Origin of the sequence: Streptomyces sp. NPDC127129, from assembly GCF_042671585.1 — a bacterium.
Lineage (GTDB): Bacteria > Actinomycetota > Actinomycetes > Streptomycetales > Streptomycetaceae > Streptomyces.
Window position 1 is genome coordinate 323,156 of sequence record NZ_JBHXTV010000010.1, and the last position, 18,840, is coordinate 341,995.

General features: G+C 73.4%; 6 protein-coding genes. 4 read left to right on the forward strand and 2 right to left on the reverse strand.

Translation table 11 applies throughout. The features are described from left to right. Nucleotides 1-60: 60 nt before the first annotated feature. The 4 genes from lnt (at nt 61) to ACFVGW_RS21385 (ending at nt 5,091) form a co-directional block, all read left to right on the forward strand. Nucleotides 61-1,662 (forward strand): apolipoprotein N-acyltransferase, encoded by a 1,602-nt coding sequence (gene lnt, locus ACFVGW_RS21370; RefSeq protein WP_385853112.1) that lies wholly within the window; start codon nt 61-63, stop codon nt 1,660-1,662. Between the two features lie 78 nt (nt 1,663-1,740). Continuing rightward, nucleotides 1,741-2,223 carry an NUDIX domain-containing protein gene (locus ACFVGW_RS21375; RefSeq protein ID WP_385853113.1) on the forward strand — a complete coding sequence of 161 codons (483 nt, stop codon included), beginning with the start codon at nt 1,741-1,743 and terminating at the stop codon, nt 2,221-2,223. A gap of 55 nt (nt 2,224-2,278) precedes the next feature. Then, nucleotides 2,279-3,145 carry a 3-hydroxybutyrate dehydrogenase gene (locus ACFVGW_RS21380; protein ID WP_352187545.1) on the forward strand — a complete coding sequence of 289 codons (867 nt, stop codon included), beginning with the start codon at nt 2,279-2,281 and terminating at the stop codon, nt 3,143-3,145. Between the two features lie 53 nt (nt 3,146-3,198). Then, nucleotides 3,199-5,091 carry a helix-turn-helix domain-containing protein gene (locus ACFVGW_RS21385; RefSeq protein WP_385853114.1) on the forward strand — a complete coding sequence of 631 codons (1,893 nt, stop codon included), beginning with the start codon at nt 3,199-3,201 and terminating at the stop codon, nt 5,089-5,091. A gap of 63 nt (nt 5,092-5,154) precedes the next feature. On the opposite strand, the gene ACFVGW_RS21390 is transcribed toward ACFVGW_RS21385, so the two are convergent. Both ACFVGW_RS21390 and ACFVGW_RS21395 read right to left on the reverse strand, forming a co-directional pair. After that, nucleotides 5,155-6,522, reverse strand: coding sequence for an MFS transporter (locus tag ACFVGW_RS21390; RefSeq protein WP_385853115.1), 1,368 nt, complete (start codon nt 6,520-6,522; stop codon nt 5,155-5,157). Between the two features lie 208 nt (nt 6,523-6,730). Continuing rightward, nucleotides 6,731-18,840: SDR family NAD(P)-dependent oxidoreductase (locus tag ACFVGW_RS21395; protein WP_385853116.1), on the reverse strand; the 12,110-nt coding region annotated here is incomplete at its 5' end.

Genomic DNA, 18,840 nt, shown 5'->3' on the forward strand with positions numbered 1-18,840 from the left:
GCCGCCCGGGCCTGCGCCCGGCATGCTGGGGGCGTGGGCGCGCGCCGTAGACTCCGCAAGGTGAGCACCACCATGACGCCCGTCGACGCCTCCGGGCCCGCCGCCACCCCCGAGCACGGCCCCGCCCGGCTGCGACGCCTGGTGCGGCCCGGCGCCGCCGTGCTGGCCGGAGTCCTGCTCTTCCTGAGCTTCCCGCCCCGCCCGCTGTGGTGGCTCGCGCTCCCGGGCTTCGCCCTTCTCGGCTGGGTCCTGCGCGACCGCCGGGCGCGCGCCGGCTTCGGCCTCGGCTACCTCGCCGGACTCGGCTTCCTGCTGCCGCTGCTGATCTGGACCGGAGCCGAGGTCGGCCGGTTCCCGTGGATCGCGCTGTCGGCCGTCGAGGCGCTGTTCATCGCCGCGGCCGGACTCGGGATCGCGGCCGTCTCCCGGCTGCCCGCGTGGCCGGTGTTCGCCGCGGCGGTGTGGATCCTCGCCGAGGCGGCACGCGCGCGTGTCCCGTTCGGCGGCTTCCCCTGGGGCAAGATCGCCTTCGGCCAGGCCGACGGCGTCTTCCTGCCCCTCGCCGCGGTCGGCGGCACCCCGGTGCTCGGCTTCGCCGTCGCCCTCTGCGGCTTCGGGCTGTACGAGGTGATCCGCCTGGTCCGCGCATACCGCGCGACCGGCACCGTCCCCCGCGGCCCGCTCGCCGCGGCGGCCCTCGCCGTCCTCGTCCCGGTCACCGGCGCCTTCGCCGCCCTGCCGCTCGTCGACGACTCCGCCGAGGACGGCACGGCGACCGTCGCCGCCGTCCAGGGGAACGTCCCGCGTCTCGGCCTCGACTTCAACGCGCAGCGGCGGGCGGTCCTCGACAACCACGTCGCCCGTACGGAGGAGCTGGCCGAGGCGGTCGAGCAGAAGAAGGAGCCGCAGCCGGACTTCGTCCTGTGGCCGGAGAACTCCTCGGACATCGACCCGTACGCGAATCCCGACGCCGCGGACGCCATCGACCGGGCGGTGAAGAAGATCGGCGTGCCGACCGTGATCGGCGCCGTCGTCGCTCCTCCGACGGGCAAGCTGCGCAACACCCTCATCGAGTGGGACCCGCAGAAGGGCCCCGTCACGACCTACGACAAGCGACACGTCCAGCCGTTCGGCGAGTACATCCCGATGCGGTCCTTCGTACGCATCTTCAACAGCAACGTGGACCGTGTCAGCCGCGACTTCGGCCCCGGCGACAAGATCGGCGTCTTCGACCTCGCGGGTACGAAGGTCGGCCTCGCCACCTGCTACGAGGCGGCCTTCGACTGGGCCGTGCGCGACACCGTCACCCACGGCGCCCAGCTGATCTCCGTCCCCAGCAACAACGCCACCTTCGGCCGCAGCGAGATGACGTACCAGCAGCTCGCGATGTCGCGGGTCCGCGCGGTCGAGCACAGCCGCTCCGTCGTCGTACCGGTGACCAGCGGGGTCAGCGCGATCATCGCCCCGGACGGCCGGATCGTGGAGCAGACGCGGATGTTCACCCCGGACGTCCTCGTCGAGGAGGTGCCGCTGCGCTCCTCCCTGACCCCCGCCACGCGGATGGGCACGCTGCCCGAGGCGCTCCTGGTGGCCGTGGCGGCCGCCGGGCTGGGCTGGTCGCTGCTGCGTGCGGTCCGCGCCCGCCGGAGCCGCGACGCCTGAGCCCGGCGCCCTCGGAACCGCGACGGCCCGATTCCGGCGACCGTCGGAGCTTGATCCACCGGGACATAGGGTCGAGGCATGGGTACTCCTGACTTCATCCGCGAACTCCGGGTCTACATCGGCCACCGGCTGCTCTTCCTCCCGGGCGCGAGCGCCGTCGTCTTCGACGACCGGGGCCGGGTGCTGCTCGGCAGACGCGCCGACAACGGCTTCTGGTCGATCATCGGCGGAATCGTCGAACCCGGGGAGCAGCCGGCCGCCTGCGCGGTACGCGAGGTCTACGAGGAGACGGGCGTGCGCTGCGAGGTCGAGCGCGTCCTGATCGTCCAGACGCTGCGCAAGCCCGTCGTCTACCCCAACGGCGACCGGTGCCAGTTCATGGACGTCTCCTTCCGCTGCCGCGCGGTCGGCGGCGAGGCCCGGGTCAACGACGAGGAGTCGACCGAGGTCGCCTGGTTCGACGTGGACGACCTGCCCCAGATGAAGCGGTTCGCGCACTTCCGGATCGAACAGGCACTCCTCGACGAACCCACATGGTTCGACCCCATGCCCAGCAGCTGAAGTGTGGGTTCGGAACACATCGGTTGAGGGTGAGGCGCTTCATAAGGTGCGGAGCATGAGCGCCCCCACCACATCAGGGCCCGTACCGGCACAGGTACCGGCACCACCCGTCCAGGCTCCCGCGCAGGGCCCCGCAGCGGTCCCCGCGCCCGGCTCCGTGCTGCTCGACCTCGCCGGCCGCACGGCGCTCGTCACCGGCGCCGCCGGAGGCATCGGCCGTGCCTGCGCGCTCCGGCTCGCCGCGGCGGGCGCCCGGGTCAGAGCCGTCGACCGGGCCGTCGAAGGCCTGGAGGCGCTCGCCGCGGCGGCCGACGGACTGCCGGGCGCCGTCGAGCCGCAGACCCTGGACCTGACGGACCTCGACGCCGCCGAGCAGGCGGCGGCCGGCACCGACATCCTCGTCAACAACGCCGGGATCCAGCTCGTCCGCCCCATCGAGGAGTTCCCGCCGGACGTCTTCCACACCGTCCTCACCGTGATGCTGGAGGCGCCCTTCCGGCTGATCAAGGGCGCCCTGCCGCACATGTACGCCCAGGGCTGGGGCCGGATCGTCAACCTCTCCTCCGTCCACGGACTGCGCGCCTCCGCCTTCAAGTCCGCGTACGTGGCCGCCAAGCACGGCCTCGAAGGGCTCTCCAAGACCGCCGCCCTCGAAGGCGCCCCGCACGGGGTCACCTCCAACTGCGTCAACCCCGGCTATGTGCGTACGCCTCTCGTCGAGCGCCAGATCACCGACCAGGCCACCGCTCACGGCATCCCCGCGGAGCGGGTCCTGGCCGAGGTCCTCCTCAAGGACTCCGCGGTCAAGCGGCTGATCGAGCCGGAGGAGGTCGCGGAGGCGGTGCTCTACCTCTGCACCGCGCAGGCCTCCTTCATCACCGGCACCTCCCTGGCCCTCGACGGCGGCTGGACCGCGCACTGACGGTTTTCCACAGGGGTGGTGCTCCCACCCGTTCGGCAGGTATCCCTGTGTCCATGTCCCAAGAACAGGTCTCCTACCTGGAGCTCCTCGCACGAGGCGCCGCGGTGGAGGCGTACGACCGGCCCGTGCTGCTCGCCCGTGCGAGCGGCGCGGGCCCGGAGGCGTTGGCCGAACTGGAGCGGGCCAAGCAGCACGCCCTGCGCGTCCGCGCCGAGCTGGAGGGGCGGCGGCGCCGCGAGGCGGAGCTCTCCGCCCTCTTCGAGACCGCCCACGACCTCGCGGGACTGCGCGACCTCGACGCGGTGCTCCGGGCCATCGTCCAGCGCGCCCGCTCCCTCCTCGGCACCGAGGTCGCCTACCTCAGCCTCAACGACCCGAGCGCGGGGGACACGTACATGCGCGTCACCGAGGGCTCGGTCTCGGCGCGCTTCCAGCAGGTCCGGCTCGGCATGGGCGAGGGGCTCGGCGGTCTCGTCGCCCAGACCGCCCGGCCGTACGTCACCGAGAACTACTTCGACGACCCCCGCTTCCAGCACACCGCCACCATCGACTCCGCCGTGCGCGACGAGGGCCTCGTCGCCATCCTCGGCGTGCCGCTCAGCCTCGGCAGCCAGGTGATCGGCGTCCTGTTCGCCGCGGACCGGCGAGCCCGGGTCTTCGAGCGGGAACAGGTCGCGCTGCTCGCCTCCCTCGCCGCGCACGCGGCCGTCGCCATCGACACCGCGAACCTGCTCGCCGAGACACGCTCGGCGCTGGCCGAGCTGGAGCGGGCCAACGACATCATCCGGGAGCACAGCGGCGTCATCGAGCGGGCCTCCGGCGTCCACGACCGGCTCACCGAACTGGTGCTGCACGGCGGAGGCGTCCACGACGTGGCGGAGGCCGTCTCCGAAGTCCTCGGAGGGAGAGTCGAGTTCACCGACACCGGTCTCGACCCGGGCAGGTTCGCCGACGGCCACGCCCTGCGTGAGGGAGACCGCTGGGTGGTGGCCGTCTCGGCCGGCGGCGAATCCTTCGGCGCCCTCGTCCTGCACGGGCAGCCCGATCTCGACCCCGTCGACCAGCGCACCCTGGAGCGCGCCGCCCTGGTGACCTCGCTCCTGCTGCTCGCCCGCCGCTCGGCCGGCGAGGCCGAACAGCGGGTACGGGGCGAGCTGCTCGACGACCTCCTCGACGCCCCCGACCGCGACCGCGGGCTGCTGCGCGAGCGCGCCGCCCGACTCCGTACCGACGTCGACGCGCCCCATGTCGTCCTCGCCGCCCGGATGGACCGCGGCGGAACGGGAGGAGAGACGGACCACGCCGGCGTGCGGGAGAGCGCCGACCGGCAACGCCTCTGGTCGGCGGCCTCGCACCTGGCCGCCACCCGGCAGGGCCTGGCCTCCGCCCGCGACGGCGGAACGGTCCTGCTGCTGCCCCTCGGCCCCGGCGAGGACGCCGCCGAGCTGGCCCGCCAGACCGCCAAGCACCTCGGCGGCGCGCTGCGCGAGCCCGTCACCGTGGGCGCCTCCGCCCCCGTGGCCTCGCCGCTCGCCCAGCCCGGCCAGGTCGCCACCGCGTACCAGGAGGCCCGCCGTTGCCTGGACGCCCTGCGCCTGCTGCACCGCTCGGGCGAGGGCGCGGCGGCGGATGACCTGGGATTCCTCGGCCTGCTCCTCGCCGACACCCGGGACATCGAGGGCTTCGTCGACCGCACGATCGGCCAGGTCGTCGCGTACGACGGGCGCCGGGGTACGGATCTGGTGCGCACCATGGACGCGTACTTCGCGAGCGGCATGAGCCCGGCGCGTACGAAGGACGACCTGCATGTCCATGTGAACACCGTGGCGCAGCGCATCGAGCGGATCGGCCGCCTGCTCGGCCCCGACTGGCAGTCCCCGGCCCGCGCCCTGGAGATCCAGCTGGCCCTGCGGCTCCACGCGATGTCGGCGGCGGTCGCCCGCTGAACACGTCGAAGGCGCCGGCCCCTTCCGGGACCGGCGCCTTCGACGTGTGGTGCGGTGCGGGGATCAGGCGTCGGCGCGCACGGGTGCCGGAGCCTGGGCGGAGTCCTCGACCTCCGACAGATCCCGGTTGCGGGTCTCGCGGGCGCACGCGATCGCGACGACCGTGAGAAGCGCGGCGGCGATCACGTAGAGGGAGATCGGGGTGGAGGAGCCGTAGTCGGAGAGCAGCGCGGTCGCGATCAGCGGTGCGGGGGCACCGGCGGCGACCGAGGAGAACTGCGCGCCGATGGAGGCGCCCGAGTAACGCATCCGGGTCGCGAACATCTCGGAGAAGAACGCGGCCTGCGGCGCGTACATCGCCCCGTGCAGGACCAGGCCGACGGTGACGGCGAGGAGCAGCGCACCGAAGGTGCCGGAGTCGATGAGCAGGAAGAACGGGAACATCCAGGCACCGACTCCGACCGCTCCGATCAGATAGACCGGCCGGCGGCCGATCCGGTCCGAGAGCGCGCCCCAGGCGGGGATCACGGCGAAGTGGACGGCGGAGGCGATGAGGACGGCGTTGAGCGCGGTCTGCTTGGAGAGGCCGACCTGGGTCGTCGCGTAGACGAGGATGAACGCCGTGATCACGTAGTACGAGATGTTCTCGGCCATGCGGGCGCCCATCGCGATCAGCACGTCCCGCCAGTGGTGCTTCAACACGGCGACCAGCGGCATCTTCTCGACCTGGGCGGCGGCCGCCTTGCGCTCCTCGGCGGCGGCCAGCGCGGCCTTGAAGACGGGCGACTCGTCGACGGAGAGCCGGATCCACAGACCCACGATCACCAGCACACCCGAGAGCAGGAACGGTATGCGCCAGCCCCATGCCAGGAACGCGGAGTCGGAGAGCAGCGCGGTCAGCGCGGACAGCACACCGGTCGCGAGCAACTGCCCGGCGGGCGCCCCGGTCTGCGGCCACGAGGCCCAGAACCCGCGCCGTCGCGCGTCCCCGTGCTCCGAGACGAGGAGCACGGCCCCGCCCCACTCACCACCCAGCGCGAAGCCCTGCACCAGCCGCAGCACGGTGAGCAGCACGGGAGCGGCCGACCCGACGGTCGCGTGCGTCGGCAGCAGACCGATCGCGAAGGTCGCCCCACCCATCAGCAGCAGGCTGAGGACGAGCAGCTTCTTCCGCCCGAGCCGGTCGCCGTAGTGCCCGAACACGAGGGCGCCGAGGGGCCGCGCGGCGAACCCGACGGCGTAGGTGAGGAAGGAGAGAAGGGTGCCGACGAGCGGGTCGGACTCGGGGAAGAAGAGCTTGTTGAAGACCAGCGCGGCGGCGGAGCCGTAGAGGAAGAAGTCGTACCACTCGATGGTGGTGCCGATGAGACTCGCGGCGACGATGCGCTTGAGATTCGACTCGGCCGGTGGAGCCGACGCGGGGGAGGCCATGTGCACCACTTCCAGGCGATGAACGGGGACGTTTTCGTGTTGCCACACCGTAGAAACACGCAGGTCACCGGCGTATGTGGTGGGACACCATAGTTCAGGGCGTCTGCATGCGCGTCACCACCATGAGGTCACGGGAAAGGGTGGTCACCCGAGGCGGTGTGATGCCTCGGGTGACCACCCTTGCAGTGCTGCGCCTGCTTTGCGGTCGTTATTCGGGTCGGTCGAGGAGCGCGAAGAGTTCCTCGTCCGTGGCGTCGTCGAGGTCCGTCAGGTGGTGGGTTTCGGGGGCGGTGTGGTGTTCCGTCGCGTGGAGGAGCTGTTTGAGGTGTTCCGCGATGGTGGCGCGGGCCGGGCTGTCGGCGGCGAGGGCGTCGATGAGCGCCCTGGTGTCGCCGAGGGTCGTGAGAAGGGGTTCCAGCGCGGGTGTCGTGGACGTCGTGCCGGGTTCCGGCCGGGGGCTGACCAGGGTGGTCAGGTGGCGGGCGAGGGCCTGGGGGTTGGGGTGGTCGAAGACGAGCGTGGTGGGCAGGCGCAGACCGGTGGCGGTGTTGAGCTTGTTACGGAGCTCGACCGCGGTCAGCGAGTCGAAGCCGAGGTCCTGGAAGGACTTTTCGGGATCGATGGTGGTCCGGGCGTCGTGGCCCAGGACGTCGGCGATGTGGGTGTGGATCAGGTCGGCGAGCGCCTGTTCGCGTGCGGCGGGGTCGAGAGTGGCGAGGCGCTGCGGCAGGTCGGTCGTCTGCTGCGCGGTACCGGCGGTCCTGCGCCGCCGGGGGGTGGGTGCCAGGCCGCGGAGCAGCGGGTGGGCCTGGTCGGCCTTGCGGCGCAGTGCCGTGGCGTCGACTCCGGTGACGGCGAGCAGCGGCCGGCCGGCGGCCATGGCCGCGTCGAACAGGGTCATGGCGTGATCGGTGGGCAGCGGGGTGAGGCCCAGGCCGGCGAGGCGGCGCAGGTCGTTGTCGTCGAGCGCCCCACTGATGGTGCTCGACTCCTCCCACAGCCCCCAGGCGAGGGACGTGCCGGGCAGTCCCTCGGCCTGGCGGTGCGCGGCGAGTGCGTCGAGGAACGTGTTGCCCGCGGCGTAGTTGGCCTGCCCGGCGTTGCCGATCAGCCCGGCGATCGATGAGTACATGACGAACGCGGTCAGATCGGTGCCACGGGTGAGCTCATGGAGGTTCCACGCGGCGTCGATCTTCGGGCGGACGACGGCGTCGAGCCGCTCGGGGGTGAGCCTGCCGATGACGGTGTCGTCGAGCACGCCCGCCGTGTGGACGACGGCCCGTAGGGGTGTGCCGAGGGTCGCCAGCGTCCGGGCCAGTGCCTGGCGGTCGGCCGCGTCGCATGCCGCGAAGGTGACCGTGGCGCCCAGTTCCTCCAGCTCACCGCGGAGCTCGGCGGCCCCCGGGGCCTGCTCCCCGCGCCGGCTGAGCAGCAGCAGGGTGCGGGCCCCGTGCTCGGTGACCAGGTGCCGGGCCAGGATCCGGCCGAGGGTGCCGGTCGCGCCGGTGATCAGCACGGTGCCGTCGTCCCAGCGCCCAGGCCCTTCCTCCGCCACGGCCCCGGCCCCTTCGGGGGCGGGAACACGCGTCAGGAGCGGCGTGAGGATCCGCCCGGCGCGCAGAGCGGCCTGGTGCTCCCCCGTCCCGACCGCCCGGGACACCAGCCGGGCCTGCGCCGGGTCTTCGGGGGCGAGGTCGGTGTCGACCAGGACGATCCGCCCCGGGTTCTCGGTCTGCGCCACGCGCAGCAGACCCCAGAGCGCCGCGTGCACCAGATCCGGCACCCCGTCGCCCTCTCCGGCCGCCACGGCACCGCGCGTGACGACGACCAGCCGCGAGGAGGCCAAGCGGTCGTCGGCCAGGAACTGCTGTACGCGCTCCAGCACCCGGCACAGCTCGACCCTGGCCAGTGCGGCGATGGCCTCACCGTGGGCCTGCCCCGGTTCGGCGCTCAGCGACCAGACCACGGTCCGCGCGGCGGCGCGGGCAAGCCCGTCCAGATCGGCGTACGCCTGGACCGGCCCGGCGGGCCACGTTCCCCAGGCGGCCCACCCCGAGAGGTCCTCCGGGGCCGTGTCCGGGGCGATGTCCTGGGACGGGATCCCGGCCCAGGTGACGGAGAGCAGGCCGTCACGGCCCGGGCCGGCCGCCCGCAGCGCCTCCCGCGACAGCGGTCGCAGCGCCAGGGACTCCACCGACATGACCGGTGCGCCCTGCTGGTCCGCCACCGTCAGTGACACCACGTCAGGCTCGTCGTCGGAGCGCGCGATGCGCACACGCAGGACCGACGCGCCCACGGCGTGCAGCCGTACGTCCGACCAGGAGAACGGGAGGACGGCCCCGGCCTCGTCGTCGACGACGCCCGGCAGCAACGGGTGCAGCGCCGCGTCCAGCAACGCCGGGTGGAGGAGGAACCGGCCCGCCTGATCGGCCATGCCGTCGGGCAGCGCCACCTCGGCGAAGAGTTCGCCCTGACCGCGCCACACCCGGCGCAGCCCCTGGAACGCCGGTCCGTAGGCGTACTCCCGGGCCGCCAGCCGCTCGTACACGCCGTCGAGACCGACCTCCGTCGCGTCCGTCGGCGGCCAGATCGCCAGCCCCGCGTCCGCGTCACCGCCTGCGGTGGCTTGGTCCGCTTCCGGGGCCATGGTGCCGTGGGCGTTGAGCAGCCAGTCACCGTCGTCGACGCGGGAGTGGACCTCGACGGCGCGCCGTCCGGTGGGGCCGGGTTCGGCGGCGATCACCTGCAGCTGTACGGCTCCCGTCCGGGGCAGCGTCAGGGGTGCGGTGAGCGTCAGCTCCTCCAGAACGGCGCAACCGGTCTGTTCGCCTGCCCGGGTGCACAGTTCGAGGAGTCCGGTCGCGGGCACGAGCACCGTTTCGGCGACGGCGTGGTCGGCGAGCCACGGATGCGTACGCAGGGACAGACGTCCCGTGAGTACCGTCTCGTCGCGGCCGGCCATGGTGACGGCGGCGCCCAGGAGCGGGTGCCGCACCGTGCTCAGCCCCAGCCCGTCGGCGTCCGACGCGGAGGCCGGTGTGTCGAGCCAGTAGCGCCGGTGCTGGAAGGCGTACGTGGGCAGCGGCACGCGCCGCGCGGAGGGCAGGGCGGCCCCCCAGTCCGGCCGGGCGCCGGCGAGGTGGAGCCGGGCGAGCGCGCCGGTGACGGTCTCGGTCTCGGGCCGGCCCTTGCGCAGCGCCGGCACCACGACGGCGGCCTCGCCCGCCTCGCCTTCCTCGTCCGCCAGCGTGTTCCGGACGAGAGAGGTCAGGACGCCGTCGGGGCCGAGCTCGACGAACCGGGTGACACCCTGCGCGGCGAGGTGCCGTACGCCGTCGTGGAAGCGCACGGCCCGGCGGATGTGCCGGGCCCAGTAGTCGGGCGAGGTCAGCTCCTCGTCCGTGGCCAATGCGCCGGTCACGTTGGAGACGACGGGGATCCGCGGCGGGTGGAACGTCAGCCCGGCGGCGATCTCCCGGAACTCTTCCAGCACGCCGTCCATGTGGGCGGAGTGGAAGGCGTGGCTGACGGTCAGCCGCCTGGTCCGTACGCCCCTGTCGCGCCAGAGGGCCAGCTGTTCCTCGACCGCCGCGGCGTCGCCGGACACGACGACGGCCCGGGGCCCGTTGACGCCCGCGATGTCGACGGTACCGGCGCTGCCGTCCGGGCGGGCGAGCAGGGCTTCGCGTACGTCCTCCTCACGCGCCTCGATCGCGGCCATCGCGCCGCCCTCGGGGGCGGACTGCATCAGACGTCCCCGCTCGGCGACCAGTACGGCCGCGTCGGCCAGGTCCAGGACGCCGGCGACGTGCGCCGCCGTCACCTCGCCGATCGAGTGGCCGAGGAGGTAGTCGGGGCGCACTCCGTGGTGCTCGAACCAGCGGAACAGCGCCACCTCGACGGCGAACAGCGCCGCCTGCGTGAAGGCGGTCTGATCGATGAGCGCGGCGTTCGCCGTGTTCTCGCGGGCGAACAGCACCTCCTTGACCGGGCGCATCAGTTCGGCATCCAGGTGCGCGGCCACGTCGTCGAGAGCGGCGGCGAACACCGGCGACGAAGCGTACAACTCACGCCCCATGGACAGGCGTTGGCTGCCCTGCCCGGTGAAGAGGAACGCCGTCTTGCCCTCGTCGGCCGCGCGGCCCCGCACGATACGGGGCGAGGACCCGCCCTCGGCGAGGACGTCGAGCCCTTCGAGGAGCGCCTCGCGCCCGGAGCCGACGACCGCGGCACCGAGCCCCATGGCGGCCCGGGTGCCGGTGAGCGAGAACGCGACGTCGGCGGGGCCGAGTTCGGGATGCCGGATCAGGTGGCCGTGCAGTCGGCGTGCCTGGGCCTTCAGCGCGTCCTCGCCGCGAGCCGTCAGGATCCACGGCACCACGCTGTCGGTGTGCACGTGAGGGGCATCCACGACGTCGCCCACGTCATGGGTGTCCACGCCGTCGGTGTCCACGACATGGGTGTCCACGGCGTCGGTGTCCACGCCCGCTGCGGAGACACGTGCGCTCCCGGGCGGCGCCGTCGGCGTCGCGGGGGCCTGCTCGATGATCACGTGGGCGTTGGTGCCGCTGATCCCGAAGGACGAGACACCGGCCCGGCGAGGCCGGCCGGCCTGAGGCCAGGGGCGGGCTTCGGTGAGCAGTTCCACCGAACCCGACTCCCAGTCGATGTGCCGCGACGGCTCGTCCACGTGCAGGGTGCGGGGCAGCACCTCGTGCCGCATCGCCTCGATCATCTTGATGATCCCGCCGACTCCGGCCGCGGCCTGGGCGTGACCGATGTTGGACTTCAGGGAGCCCAGCCAGAGAGGACGGTCGTCGCCCGCGCGCTCCTGCCCGTAGGTGTTGAGCAGCGCCTGCGCCTCGATGGGGTCGCCCAGCGTGGTGCCCGTGCCATGGGCCTCGACCGCGTCCACCTCGGCCGGACCGAGCCCGGCGTTGGCCAGGGCCTGACGTATCACCCGCTCCTGCGAAGGGCCGTTGGGCGCGGTCAGGCCGTTGCTCGCGCCGTCCTGGTTGATCGCCGTACCCCGTACGACGGCCAGCACCTGGTGGCCCTTGCGGCGGGCGTCGGACAGCCGCTCCACGAGCAGGACGCCGACGCCTTCGGACCAGCCGGTGCCGTCGGCCGAAGCGGCGAAGGCCTTGCACCGCCCGTCCGCCGAGAGACCGCGCTGGCGCGAGAACTCCACGAACGTCGTCGGCTGCGCCATCACCGTCACACCGCCGGCCAGAGCCAGATCGCACTCACCGGAACGCAGCGCGTTCGCGGCCAGGTGCAGCGCGACCAGGGACGACGAGCACGCGGTGTCGACCGTGACGGCGGGGCCCTCCAGACCGTAGGTGTACGCGACCCGGCCCGACAGCACACTGGAGAGGTTCCCCGCCAGGAGGAAGCCCTCGAACTCGCCCGGCGCCGCGTTGGCACGCACCGGATAGTCGTCGTACATCGCACCCGTGAAGACCCCCGTGGAGCTGCCGCGGACGCTTCCCGGGTCGATGCCCGCGCTCTCGAAGGCCTCCCAGGTCGTCTCCAGGAGCAGCCGCTGCTGGGGGTCGGTGGCGGTGGCCTCACGCGGCGACATGCCGAAGAACCCGGCGTCGAACAGCCCGGCGTCGTACAGGAATCCGCCGTGACGGGTGTAGCTCGTGCCGGCCTGCTCCGGATCGGGGTCGTACAGGCCCTCCACGTCCCAGCCCCGGTTCGTCGGGAACTCGCCGACCGCGTCGACGCCCTCGGAGACGAGGCGCCACAGGTCCTCCGGCGAGGACACCCCGCCGGGATAGCGGCACGCCATGCCCACGATCGCGATCGGCTCGTCCGCCCGGCCCGCGGTCCTGGCCGGTGCGGCGGCCGGCGCCTTCTCGGCCACGACACGGCTGAGCAGGTACGATGCGAGCGCGCTGGGCGCGGGGTGGTCGAAGACGAGCGTGGACGGCAGGCGCAGGCCCGTGGCCGTGTTCAGCCGGTTACGGAGTTCGACGGCGGCCATCGAGTCGAAGCCGATGTCGTTGAAGGCCCGGTCGGGGGCGACGGATCCGGCTCCCGCGTGGCCGAGCACGGCGGCGACCTTGCCGCGCACGAGGTCGAGAACGGCCTCCTTCCGCTTGTCGGCGTCCAGCGCGGAGATCTGGCGCACCCAGGCCGACTGGTCGGTCACGGCCTTCGCGCTGCCGGCGGTCCTGCGGGCACGCGTGGGAACCAGGCCACGCAGGAGCGCCGGCACCGGCCCGCCGGTGAGGCGCGCGGGCCGCAGGACCAAGGGGGCGAGCAGCGGCTCCGGGCGCCCCAGCGCCGCGTCGAACAGGGCCAGGCCCTGCTCGGGGGTGAGAGGCGGCAGGCCGGCGCGTTCCCAGCGGGCCACATCGGCTTCGGTGAGGGACGCGCCCATGCCGTGGCTCGCGTCCCACAGACCCCAGGCCAGTGACGTCGCCGGCAGGCCGTGTGCGTGACGGTGCTGGGCGAGGGCGTCCAGATAGGCGTTGGCGGCGGCGTAGTTGGCCTGCCCGGCGGTGCCGATGAGGCCGGAGACCGAGGAGAAGAGCACGAACGCCCGCAGGTCGAGCCCCTGGGTGAGTTCGTGCAGGTGACGCGCGGCGTCGGCCTTCGGCCGCAGGACGCCCTCCAGCCGGTCCGCGGTCAGCGACAGCGCGGTCGCGTCGTCGAGGACACCCGCGGTGTGGACGACGGCGGTCAGCGGATGGGCCGCGTCGACTCCGTCGAGGAGGGCGGCCACAGCCGCCCGGTCGGAGACGTCGGCGGCCTCGATCCGTACCGTGGCACCGCCCTCGGCGAGCCGGTCCGCCAGTTCGGCCGCCCCCGGCGCACCGGCTCCCCGACGGCTCGTCAGGAGCAGGTGGCGTACGCCGTGTTCGGCCACCAGGTGACGGGCGAGCAGTGCGCCCAGCCCGCCGGTGCCGCCGGTGACGAGGACCGTACCCTCCGGGTCGAGCGCGGCCGGCGCCCGCCCCGGAGCCCGGCCGCCGACCGGCGCGAGCCGGGGGATCAACAAGTTGCCATCACGTACGGCCAGTTGAGGCTCGTCGGCGGCGAGTGCGGCGGAGAGCAGCTCGTCGACTTCGGTGCCGCTCTCCCCGTCGACGAGTACAAGGCGGTCGGGGTGCTCGGACTGCACCGACCGGATCAGACCCCAGACGAGGGCGGACTCGGGGTCGGCGACGTCCTTGCCGGGCAGCGCGGCAACGGCCTGGGAGGTGACCACGGCCAGCCGCGCCTCCGCGAACCGCTCGTCGGACAGGAACTCCTGCACCAGGCGCAGAACACGCGCGCCTGCCGTGTGCCGTGCACCTGCCGTGTGCCGTACGTCCGCCGTGTGGGGGCCGCCCCCGGAAGGGGGCGCCGGGCAGCGTACGACGATCAGGTCGGCCGGCTCCACGTCGGCGAGACTCTCGCCCGCCTCGGCCCGGACGACCTCCGTGCCCGGTCCCGAGACGGCGAGCACGGGCCAGCGCAGCTCGTACAGAGCGCCGCCTTCCGTCCGCGTCGCGGTCGCCAGCTTCTCCCTCTCCACCGGGCGCAGGGCCAGCGACTCGACCTCGGCGACCGGCGCTCCGGCGGCGTCCGCGAGCGTCAGGCCGTAGGTGCCGGAGCCCGGCGCGTGCGGGTGGATCCCGACGCGCAGTTCGGCGGCCCCCGCAGCGTGCAGGGTGACGCCCGAGAGGGAGAAGGGCAGCCGGATGGTCCCGTCGCCGTCGCCGTCGCCTTCGGGCGCGGCGTCCAGGACCAGGGGGTGCAGAGCCGCGTCGAGCAGGGCCGGATGCAGACCGAAGCCGGCCGCGGCCTCCGCCCCGGCGGGCAGCGACACCTCGGCGTACAGATGGTCGTCCGCGCCGCGCCAGAGCGCGGTCAGGCCCTGGAAGGCGGGCCCGTAGCCGTAGCCGAGCGAGGCCAGCCGCTCGTACACGTCCTCGATCGGCACGGCGGTCGCCCCGGCGGGCGGCCACTCGGCCGGGTGCGCGGAAGCGTCGGCGTCCGGCGCGGCCGGGGCGAGCGAGCCGACGGCGTGCCTCGTCCACGCGCGCGTGCCCTCGCCGTCGCCCTCGGGGCCCGCGTGAACGGTGACGGGACGCATACCGCGGTCCTCGGCCGCGCCGACGGTCACCTGGACGCGGACCGCCTCGCCCCGGGTGAGGACGAGGGGCGCCTCCAGGGTGAGATCCTCCACCCGGGGCAGCCCCAGGTGCTCGCCGGCAGCGGCGGCCAGTTCGAGGAACGCCGTCGCAGGAAGCAGGACGGAGTCGCCGATGGTGTGGTCGGCCAGCCACGGCTGACCGTGCAGCGACAGACGGCCCGCGAGCACGGTGTCCTGGCGTTCCGCGAGGTCGACGGCGGTGGCGAGCAGGGGATGACCGGCGGCGTCGAGGCCCAGGCTGCGCGCGTCGGTCTGCGGAAGCGGGGCGAGCCAGAAGTGCTCGCGGCCGAACGCGTACGTCGGCAGGTCGACGAGGTCCTCGCCGGGGAAGAACGTCGCCGCGTCCAGGGGCGCACCCGCCGTGTGCGCGCGGGCGACCCCCTCGGCCACGGTCTCCGCCTCCGGCCGGCCGGAGCGCATGAGCGCCACCGCGGTGGCTCCGTCGAGCGTCTGGTGGGTGAGCGAGGTGAGGACGGCGTCGGGGCCGACCTCGACGTACGTGGTGACGCCCTGGCTGTCGAGCGTGCGGAGGGCATCGGTGAAGCGGACGGTGGTGCGGATGTGGTGGGTCCAGTAGTCGGGGGAGGTGAGCTGGCCGGTCGTGGCGAGCTCGCCGGTGGCCGTCGAGACGACGGGGATGGTCGGTGGCCGGTACGTGAGCGAGGCGGCGACCTCGCGGAAGCCGTCGAGGATCCCGTCCATGTGGGGGGAGTGGAAGGCGTGGCTGACGGTGAGGCGGGTGGTCTTCCGGCCTTGCTCGGCCAGCTGCCGGGCGATGGCCGTGACGGCGTCGGCGTCGCCGGAAATCACTGTGGAGGTGGGGGAGTTGAGGGCGGCGATCGCGGCCTTGTCGTGAAGGCCGTCGAGGAGCGGGGTGACGTCGTCCTCGGCCGCCTGGACCGCGATCATGGCGCCGCCGGGTGTGGCCGCCTGCATGAGGCGGGCGCGGGCGGAGACGAGGGTGGCCGCGTCGGGAAGACTGAGCACTCCCGCCACATGAGCGGCGGTGAGTTCGCCGATGGAGTGGCCGGCCAGGACGTCAGGGGCGAGTCCGTGGTGGGCCAGGAAGCGGTACAGGGCCGTTTCGACGGCGAAGAGGGCGGGCTGCGTGTAGGCGGTCTGATGGACGAGGCCGGCTCGCGCGGTGTCCGGCTCGGCGAACAGAACGCTCTTGAGCGGGTGTTCGAGATGCGGCGTGAAGGCGTCGCATGCCGCGTCCAGCGCGGCGGCGAACACGGGCGAGGCGCCGTAGAGTTCCCGGCCCATGCCCAGCCGCTGGGACCCCTGGCCGGTGAAGAGGAACGCCGTACGCCCCCTGTTCGCCGCGCTCCCGGTGATCACCTGCTGGTGGTCCCGGGCGTCCGCGAGCGCTTCCAGGGCGTCGAGACGGTCCCCGACACCTCGGCCGAGGACAGCGGCCCGCTCCTCGAAGACCGTCCGCGTCACCGCCAGGGACCGCCCCACGGCGTCGGGGTCCGCCTTCCCGGTACGGAGGTGGTCCCGCAGTCGCGCCGCCTGTGCGCGCAACGCCTGTCCGTCCCGACCGGACAGGATCCAGGGCGCGGGGAGAACGGGCGCCGTGCCGGCGGTGTCGCTCTGCCCGGCGCGCGATGCCGACGCGTCGGCATCGGACTCCGGCACCGCGTCAGCGGACTCCGGCACCGCGGCACCAGACTCTGGCGCTCCGGATGCGGCCGCCGGTTCGACCCGGGAGGCGGTGGTCGGGTCGTACTCGACGACGACATGGGCATTGGTGCCGCTGATGCCGAACGAGGACACGGCCGCGCGCCGCGGCCGGTCCACGTCCGGCCACTGCCGCGCCTCGGTGAGGAGTTCGAGCGCCCCCGCCGACCAGTCGACCATCGGCGTCGGCTCGTCGACGTGGAGCGTCCTCGGCAGGACGCCGTGCCGCATGGCCTCGATCATCTTGATGACCCCACCGACACCCGCGGCCGCCTGCGCGTGCCCGATGTTGGACTTCAGCGATCCCAGATAGACGGGATCCCCGCCCCCACGTCCCGCGCCGTACGTCGCCATCAGCGCCTCGGCCTCGATCGGGTCGCCGAGCCGGGTGCCCGTGCCGTGCGCCTCCACGGCGTCGACGTCGGTCGGGGCGAGGCCCGCGTCTGCCAGCGCCTGGCGGATGACGCTCTGCTGGGCGAGACCGCTCGGCGCGGTCAGGCCGTTGCTGGCGCCGTCCTGGTTGATCGCCGAGCCGCGCAGTACGGCCAGGACGGTGTGCCCGTTGCGGCGGGCGTCCGACAGGCGCTCCAGGAGCAGCAGTCCGACGCCCTCGGACCAGCCCGTACCGTCCGCGCCGGCCGCGAAGGACTTGCAGCGGCCGTCCGGGGCGAGACCGCGCTGACGCGAGAACTCCACGAACATGCCGGGCGACGACATCACGGTGACGCCTCCGGCCAGGGCGAGGTTCGTCTCGCCGCTGCGCAGCGAGCGGATCGCCAGATGCAGGGCCACCAGGGACGACGAGCAGGCCGTGTCGGCGGTCACCGCCGGCCCGAGCAGCCCCAGCTGGTACGCGATCCGCCCCGACAGCACGCTCGTGGTGGAGCCGGTGAGCACGTTGCCCTGCACGGACGCGGGCGCGTCCTGCATCCGGGGCCCGTACTCCAGGGCGGTGGCACCGACGAAGACTCCGGTACGCGTGCCACGCAGCGACTCGGGCAGAAGCCGGGCCCGTTCGACAGCCTCCCACGACGTCTCCAGGAGCAGCCGCTGCTGGGGGTCCATGGCGAGGGCCTCACGCGGCGAGATCCCGAAGAACGCCGGGTCGAACTCGCCCGCGTCGTGCAGGAATCCGCCGTACCGGACCGAGCTCTTGCCCTGACGCTCGGAGTCCGGGTCGTACAGGTCCTCGGCCCAGCCACGGTTCGTCGGGAACGCGGAGACGGCATCGCCTCCCTCGGACACCAGGCGCCACAGGGACTCAGGGGAGGCCACACCGCCGGGGAAGCGGCAGGCCATGGAGATGACCGCGATGGGATCGCCACCGTCGGCCGTCGTGGCCGTGTCGTCGCCGACCACGCCCGCGCCGAGCAGCTCGCTCTCCACGAACCGGGTGAGCGCCTCGGGCGTCGGGTGGTCGAAGAGCAGCCCGGTCGGCAGCCGCAGCCCGGTCGCGGCCGCGAGCGCGGACCGCAGCTCGGTGGCCATGAGGGAGCTGAACCCGAGCTTCTGGAACGCCGTGTGCCGCTCGATCCGCTCTCCCGGCCCGTACTCCAGTACGGCGGTGATGTGCGCGTCGACCAGCTCGGCCACGGCCTGCCGACGGGCCGGCCCCGAGAGCTCCCCGAGGCGCGCCCGCCATGCGCCACGCGGGTCCGCGACCGACTGGCCGACGGTTTCGACCACGGTCTCGTCGATGCCCGGGTCCCGTACCTCGTCGGGCCGCACCGCCCGGGCCCTGGGCGCGCGAGCCGCGCTGTCCAGCCAGTACCGCTTGCGCTGGAAGGCGTACGTGGGCAGATCGACGCGCCGCGCGCCCGCACCCCGGTACAGGGTCGTCCAGTCGACGTCGGCGCCTCGCACGTACGCGGTCGCCAGCGCGGTGAGCAGCGCCCTGGGCTCGTCGCGACCGCGGCGCAGGGACGGGACGCTCGTGATCTCGGGATCGTCGAGGGTGTCGCGGGCAAGGCCGGTGAGGACGGCGTCGGGGCCGATCTCCAAGTAGGTCGTGGCGCCCTGACCATGAAGTGTGTGGAGGGTGTCGGTGAAGCGGACGGTTCCGCGGAGTTGGTCGGCCCAGTAGTCGGGGGTGAGGAGCCGGTCGTCGGCGGGTTGTCCGGTGAGGGTGGAGACGATGGGGATGGAGGGCTGGTGGTAGGTGAGGGTGGCGGCGATGTCGTGGAACTCTTCGAGTGCGCTGTCCATGTGGGGGGAGTGGAAGGCGTGGCTGACGGTGAGGCGGGTGGTTTTCCGTCCTTGTTCGGCCAGGCGTTGGGCGATGGCGGTGACGGTGTTGTCGTCGCCGGAGATGACGGTGGAGGTGGGGGAGTTGAGGGCGGCGATTGCTGCCTTGTCGTGAAGGCCGTCGAGGAGTGGGGTGACGTCGTGTTCGCTTGCCTGGATGGCGATCATGGTGCCGCCGGGGGTGGCGGTTTGCATGAGGCGGGCGCGGGCGGTGACGAGTGTGGCGGCGTCGGGGAGGG

What these genes read in the sequence shown, in the direction of transcription:
- ACFVGW_RS21385 (WP_385853114.1), top strand. Translation starts at nt 3,199, where the DNA reads ATGTCCCAAGAACAGGTCTCCTACCTGGAGCTCCTCGCACGAGGCGCC.
- ACFVGW_RS21380 (WP_352187545.1), top strand. Translation starts at nt 2,279, where the DNA reads ATGAGCGCCCCCACCACATCAGGGCCCGTACCGGCACAGGTACCGGCA.
- ACFVGW_RS21390 (WP_385853115.1), bottom strand. Translation starts at nt 6,522, where the DNA reads ATGGCCTCCCCCGCGTCGGCTCCACCGGCCGAGTCGAATCTCAAGCGC.
- ACFVGW_RS21375 (WP_385853113.1), top strand. Translation starts at nt 1,741, where the DNA reads ATGGGTACTCCTGACTTCATCCGCGAACTCCGGGTCTACATCGGCCAC.